We start from the raw sequence: 6,322 nt of genomic DNA, 5'->3' as shown, positions 1-6,322 counted from the left end.
AAGTATGCTCCCGCCCTGGTGTTTACGGTAGCATTACTCGAGAGTCACTTTATATCGATCTGATGTGGATTCTTATAGGCGCCGCTTGTTTGGCTTGGTCAGTAATATCAAAAGTTACCTACACAATATACAAAACTGACAATGCTAGATTGCACATCATTCATGATAAACAGCATGATGCTATCGTTAACGAATTAATGAGTCGACGCAAGGCACAGCTCCTAGCTTGGTATGCCGATGTTAACGTTGACAATGATCTAACTAATGAAATCAATAAGTTCAAATGGTTAGCTGAGCAAGAAGTTTTGACTGAAGAAGAATCAAAGCAAAAAATAGAAGAAGCAAAGTTCTATCATCAACAGCAAGGTGATGAAGAGCGACTACTCAATTAGATTGACACCTAACACATATCTGCTTTCAGCCCGTTTTAAGGCTACCACACTCTATTGGCTGCGATAGCAGCCAATGCTTTTCAAACAACAAAATTATCTATCTCGTCTCGCTATTTCGGTAACGTCCGGTGATATAGGTATGACTATTTGATTTTGTTTGACAGTGCTTTAAGGCCGAGGGCAGTCGCCTTTGTAATACTGGTTTCTTTATACAAGTAGTCATTGGTTCCAGAGTCTGTGACTTCAATAACCAAGTCTGATGTTGTTTGACGTAACGTCAGTGCGTTAGTATCAAAACCTTGTGGTTTTATGGCAATTTTATTATCACCTCGATAATTCCAGTTGAAAGTATGGCCTGATTTTGACTCTAGCGTGAGTTCTCTGCAAAGTATCTTGGCTAAATCTTCGAATTCCATTGTTGAGCTCGGTTGTTTAGTGATTGAATAGAAAGGATAATTAATCGATTGCATTTAGCAATCTATTTAAGCGGATTCGCAACGTTTGTCACTTTCGGTATGTACCCGCTTCAGTGTTTGCAGCACAATTGCGATTGTCGCTGCTCACGACCTAATTAAAACCTAACGGAGAATACATGAAAAAGCTCATCGCAGTGGCTTTCAGTTTTCTATTGATTGCTGTGGTTAATGCAGAACCAACTCCTGATTTTTCTGAGGTAGATACGCGAGAAAAAGCATTGGAACTCGTACAGCGAGGAGAATTATTTGAAGTGCTGCTCTTACCGACTGAATTAGGTGGCAAAAATGAACCTAGGAATATCGTGTTCGTCCCTGAAGATATTTCGGCGGCACACGAGCAGAATACACAGAATGTACTTAGTTTAATCAAGGATAAGCTGATTAATCGCTTAGAGGTCCAACCCGTTTACAAAGAAAATAGCTTTGTTCCTTCGCAAGTTAAAATGATTGGCAGGCACTCCGTTGAAAAGCGCAGGTTTATTACGGTACTTAATATTTGGTAGTAATGGCAAGATTGGCAATGACGTTTCCCAATCCAGATGACTGGTTACATTTGGTGGTCTGGAATAATTTAATTCACCAGTTGGCTGACCTAGAGATGACCTTGACGAAACCATGATTAAACTCAGTGAACATATGGGATTGGACAAAAAACCAATAAATTTGGACAACAACGACCAAAATGGTTGGAAACTGCTGATAGCACGAATAAAACCCAAGACATTGTTAGGCGCGTTGGTTTTTATTTGGACGATGCTGTCTTTGATTGGGTTTGTGGTTCTTATGTGGCCAGACAATTGGTATAAGTTTGATTGGCCAGAGCAGATAGTGGATATCAACTGGATGCTGTATATATCATCTGGTGTAGTCTGCTTTGCGTGGCTAGTGAGAAAACAGTGCTCTTCAGATGAGAAATTATCTTGCAAAGAGTTGTGCTACTCATTTGTGGGTTTTTTAATGATACACGGCTTACTTTTTGCTGGCGTGTTAACCCTTTTTGTGCAAGTCGTGCACATTTACAATAGTAAGGAAGCGGCATTGCATTTAGCAGTGAAAGGGAAAACAAGTCGATTTATAACAGGAGCAAAACCGGCGTGCAAAGGTGGCTTATATTTAGAAAGGTTTGAGCGTATTTGCTACGGAGACAAAGAGATTTGGGCCGCCGCTAAAAAAGGTATGAGCGTGATAGTGATAGGCAAGTTTTCAAATCTGGGTATGGATATCGATGAGATGTACCTAGTGACTAACAAAAACTATCGACCTCGGGGGAAAGTCATATTGGTACCGAGTGAGCATACTCACGTGATGACTTACGAGGAGCTACCTATACAAGACGTTATCGCCTCGGAGAATACAGGGGATTAATAAGAAACTTGAAGCTTGTCTTTAAGTAAGTGTTTGATTAAATAGCCAATACTCGGCAAGTTTACTTCAAAGCTTGCTCTGTGTTTTAGGTGGCTTGGATTCGTTTTGTGGTATGTTACAAGTCAGTTAGCACTTGAGGAGGAAGTATTCAGATTATAACATTTATAGCCCCATTGATTTTTGTCTCGTTTCTCGTGTTTAAGGCAAGGTTTTCGGTATATCAAAATACCCTCGACAATGGCGTTTTAACTTATTTTTCAGCTTTCCTGGCAGTCATTTTTACAGCGATTTTTTACATCTACAAAATTAGAAGAGTTAAACGCGCCGAAACAATGATTGTGGAACACGGTAATTTTGGAAAGCGCCCTAATTCAACAACCCGTTTGTTACCATTTATTGTTCTTCTGCTGTTTATCTTAATAAGAATAGGTATAACAGTTCCCAATGAAAGATATCTAGGTGACGAGGTTGTTAAAATCAACTTCATAGTAACTTGTAAAGGTGAACGCTCCGTTAAAGGTGGAACAATAAAGTATTTGTGTATCAACGACGGAGAAAGAGACCTTAAATATGATGCAAACGACATAGCGTCTCATTATTTTTCGATTGGAGAAGAAATTATTGCCACTACGCGACAAGGTTATTGGGGGTATTTAGTTATTCAAGATCTGCATAAAAAGAAGACTAGCAAGGCACTCGATGAGAAAGCCGTCACTTGTGTTGGGCTTACAGCTTCAGAGTGTGCTCGATACTTTGCTCCGTAGAAAAAGGCGGCTTAATAAACTCAGTTAATAGCTGAGCAAGAAAACATTGGTTTTTTATGTCCAAATGCAGCTGTATCTTTTTGTTGTGTTCTGAATCTCTTCTCAGCCTTAAACAATAGAAGCCGTTTTCTGTGACGGCCTTGTCTAAACCTCATCCTTTACTCGACAAATTGTTAACACACCTCTTTACAAGGTACTGATTTTTGACCACTTAATCGGCCTACGCGCTGAAAGCGTTGACTCTTCTGAACCCCAGCGATGTCCTCAAAAGCACTGGAAAAATCCAGTATCGGGATTGATACCCCGCCTTATTGCACTCTACACATAGCCGCTAACCAAAGTTTTGGTTCGCACTATGTGTGCCTTAGCGCGCCTGTAGAAAATGGATGTGTTTCTTTTTTGAATAACCCAGTTGGTATTACGGTGGGCTGGGCGTTCCGAGTGCGCGGTAGTATCAACCTTGTTCAGTTCACCACCCTTTGTCATGGGGTCTCTGTGTGGTGATGGAAATGTTTTCTTGTTGGAGGTTACCATGCCAAAGCTCACGGCCGACCATATTCTGAAAGTCCTTAAAAAGCTAAGGCAACGATTGAATGATTGGCGTTAAGTTGTTTTTCTTATAAATTTCGGTTATCTCGCCATTTTTCCTCATATTATCGAGCACCTCAATAAATTCTGACTGGTATTTCGCCAATGGTGACTGTTTAGGAGTACTTATATAGCGACCAATATAAGAGGTATCCACATAGCCTGATTGAGCCACTCCATTCGCTAAGCCGAAAGGAATAGACTAAGTTTAAGGCTATGGGTGTAAAACACAGAAAGACGCCTTGTTTCGTTAAGAAGTGGTGCTCTGGAAACACAAGGTCAGCTCTCTAATATAATAACGGTTAGCCATTCATCTGCAACATACACAACGTCGGTTGATTCAATGAGTAAAAGGAATCAACAGTATGAACATAAACAATACCATGAAGTTGGTGTTCGGGGTTATTGCTCTGGGCATTGTGATCAGCGTGGTGACTGTGCTGCAGTTAAACGATTTGTTGAAAAAAGTCGATGAGATGGCGCGAATCCGTTACCAATCTTATCAAGCCGCCGATGAGCTACGTCAAAGCTCTGATGACTTGACTCGTTTGGGGCGAACTTATGTTGTGACGGCTGATGATACCTACGAAAAAATGTATATGGACATACTGGCTATTCGCAATGGTCAGAAACCTCGACCAGAGAACTATCACACCATCTATTGGGATCTCGTGCTGAATTATGGTCAGAAACCCAAACCCGATGGACAGCGTGTGTCTCTCGAACAAATGATGGAAAATCTGGGCTTTAGTGAGTCTGAATTTAAACTCTTACAGCAAGCCCAAAAAAATTCTGACGCCTTAGTAAATATGGAAGTAAAAGCCATGAATGCGGTAAAAGGGCTCTACCCTGACAGTTCAGGCAATTATACTCGCCGAGGCGAACCAGACTTAGTCATGGCGGCGAGCCTACTACATAGCAAAGAATATCACCAAGAAAAAGCCAAGATCATGGCACCGATTGATGCTTTCTTTAAAGAGTTGGAATCACGGACCAACCGCCAATTTAAACACGCGGCTCAGAAGGTTCAGAATACTGTTCTCATCGGCAATATTTCTTTGATCGCGGTGTTTGTTATTGCAATTATTGGCTATTTCCTAGTTAATCGTCGGGTGGTAAAACCGATTGACCAAATGGCGACGCTACTCCAACAAGTAGACACTGACTCAGACTTAACTCTGCGTGTTGATGATAAAAGCAACAACGAGCTCGGTATTATAGGGACGACCATCAATAAAGTCCTTATCAGTTATGGCGAAACCATCAGCAAGATTAATCAGGTTAATGCCACTATTTCTAACATTTCTCAGTCTATTCAATCAATCACTCATAAAAACATCGATATTGCCAACCAGCAGAATCAAGAGATGGAAATGGCTGCGACTGCAATGGAAGAAATGACGACGGCATTGTCTAATGTCGCAGAGAGCACCAATATGGCCGAGCAATATGCTGGCAGTGCGGAAAAAGATGCCTCCACGAGTAAAAATGTGTTCGATAAAACATCTAACGAATTTACCCAGCTAGAGGGCGAGTTTACTAATACCTCGCAAATCATTCAGCAGTTGGCCGAAGAGTCAAACAATGTCGGTAATGTGTTAGACGTGATTAAAGCCATCGCCGAGCAGACCAACCTTCTGGCGCTGAACGCTGCGATTGAAGCGGCTCGTGCGGGTGAGCAAGGTAGAGGTTTTGCCGTAGTGGCTGACGAAGTGCGTTCTCTCGCTCAACGCACTCAAGACTCGACAGGTGAAATTGAGAGTATCATCTCCACGTTGCAAGACAAAGCCAAAGAGTCGACGGTGACTATCGAAAGTAGTGCGGATAAAATGCAATCGACACGCTCAAATATGCGTGTTGCCAACGATGCACTGAGTACCATTCAGGGGTCAGCCACTGAAATCCACAAGCTTAACTCGTCAATTGCGACCGCAACGGAAGAGCAGTTGGCTGTGAGTGATGAGATTTCAGGCAATTTGGTCAATATCAAGAACCTTTCTTCGAATATGAATGAGGCGATCAACCAACTGGAACCGATTGTCGTCGACTTACAGCATAACGTCGACGATCTAAATCAGGCCATCGCTCACATTCGCACTTAACTTTTTAATGCGTTGTGCTTTCTATGTAGTGGTTAATAAATCTCGGACTTTGATTCTATGAACTGGCGCTCAGCGCCAGTTCATGAATCTTCTGAGAGGAAGTGAGCTGTACCTATAATTAATTCAGTGACCACCGCTCTAGTGACATCTACTGTGACGGCCTTGTCTAAACCTCATCCTTTACTCGACACATTGTTAACACACCTCTTTACAAGATACTGATTTTTGACCAGTTAATCGGCCTACGCGATGAAACCGTTGACTCTTCTGAACCCCAGCGATATCCTGCAAAAGCACTGGCAAAATCCAGTGCCGGGATTGATACCCCGCACCTTACACATGGCGCATAGATGCCGGCTGAACCTTAGCCTCCATCATGTGCGGCCTAGGCACATCTGTAGAAATCTAAATCGCATGACTTAATGCGCATTTCGATTCGGTATTACGGTGGGCTGGGCGAGGCAGCTCCTTTCGGGGAGGCTGGCCGTTTCCATGTGTGCGGTAGTATCAACCTTGTTCAGTTCACCACCCTTTGTTATGGGGTCTCTGTGTGGTGATGGAAATGTTTTCCTGTTGGAGGTTACCATGCCAAAGCGCACAGACGATCATGTTCTAAAGGTTCTCAACTCTATTTG

5 protein-coding genes and 1 pseudogene are annotated in these 6,322 nt (G+C 42.3%); 5 read left to right on the top strand and 1 reads right to left on the bottom strand.

The genetic code is table 11. The annotated features are described in order from the left end of the window. Nucleotides 1-392, top strand: a pseudogene (locus tag TW84_RS24650) (hypothetical protein); the annotation flags it as partial. Nucleotides 393-535: 143 nt separating this feature from the next. On the opposite strand, the gene TW84_RS22475 reads toward TW84_RS24650, so the two are convergent. Further along, nucleotides 536-808: a hypothetical protein gene (locus TW84_RS22475; RefSeq protein ID WP_157634086.1), complete on the bottom strand. Its 273-nt coding sequence runs from the start codon at nucleotides 806-808 to the stop codon at nucleotides 536-538. Nucleotides 809-984: 176 nt separating this feature from the next. Here TW84_RS22475 and TW84_RS22470 point away from each other — a divergent pair, with 176 nt between their 5' ends. The 4 genes from TW84_RS22470 (at nucleotide 985) to TW84_RS22455 (ending at nucleotide 5,687) form a co-directional block, all read left to right on the top strand. Beyond that, on the top strand, nucleotides 985-1,371 hold the full coding sequence (locus TW84_RS22470; RefSeq protein WP_045977838.1) for a hypothetical protein: 387 nt from the start codon (nucleotides 985-987) through the stop codon (nucleotides 1,369-1,371). Between the two features lie 112 nt (nucleotides 1,372-1,483). Further along, the gene (locus TW84_RS22465; RefSeq protein WP_045977837.1) at nucleotides 1,484-2,233 is read left to right on the top strand and encodes a hypothetical protein; all 750 of its coding nucleotides are present in this window, start codon (nucleotides 1,484-1,486) and stop codon (nucleotides 2,231-2,233) included. 332 nt (nucleotides 2,234-2,565) lie between these two features. Further along, nucleotides 2,566-2,997, top strand: coding sequence for a hypothetical protein (locus tag TW84_RS22460; protein ID WP_205622510.1), 432 nt, complete (start codon nucleotides 2,566-2,568; stop codon nucleotides 2,995-2,997). Nucleotides 2,998-3,950: 953 nt separating this feature from the next. Next, on the top strand, nucleotides 3,951-5,687 hold the full coding sequence (locus TW84_RS22455) for a methyl-accepting chemotaxis protein (protein ID WP_045977835.1): 1,737 nt from the start codon (nucleotides 3,951-3,953) through the stop codon (nucleotides 5,685-5,687). Nucleotides 5,688-6,322: the final 635 nt, after the last annotated feature.

Source organism: Vibrio neptunius, assembly GCF_000967495.1.
Lineage (GTDB): Bacteria > Pseudomonadota > Gammaproteobacteria > Enterobacterales > Vibrionaceae > Vibrio > Vibrio neptunius.
Note: the sequence above shows the minus strand (reverse complement) of the source record. Positions and strands in the feature narration are given on the sequence as shown.

Coding starts and splice junctions, on each gene's coding strand:
- TW84_RS22475 (WP_157634086.1), bottom strand. CDS start 808: ATGGAATTCGAAGATTTAGCCAAGATACTTTGCAGAGAACTCACGCTA.
- TW84_RS22470 (WP_045977838.1), top strand. CDS start 985: ATGAAAAAGCTCATCGCAGTGGCTTTCAGTTTTCTATTGATTGCTGTG.
- TW84_RS22465 (WP_045977837.1), top strand. CDS start 1,484: ATGATTAAACTCAGTGAACATATGGGATTGGACAAAAAACCAATAAAT.
- TW84_RS22460 (WP_205622510.1), top strand. CDS start 2,566: ATGATTGTGGAACACGGTAATTTTGGAAAGCGCCCTAATTCAACAACC.
- TW84_RS22455 (WP_045977835.1), top strand. CDS start 3,951: ATGAACATAAACAATACCATGAAGTTGGTGTTCGGGGTTATTGCTCTG.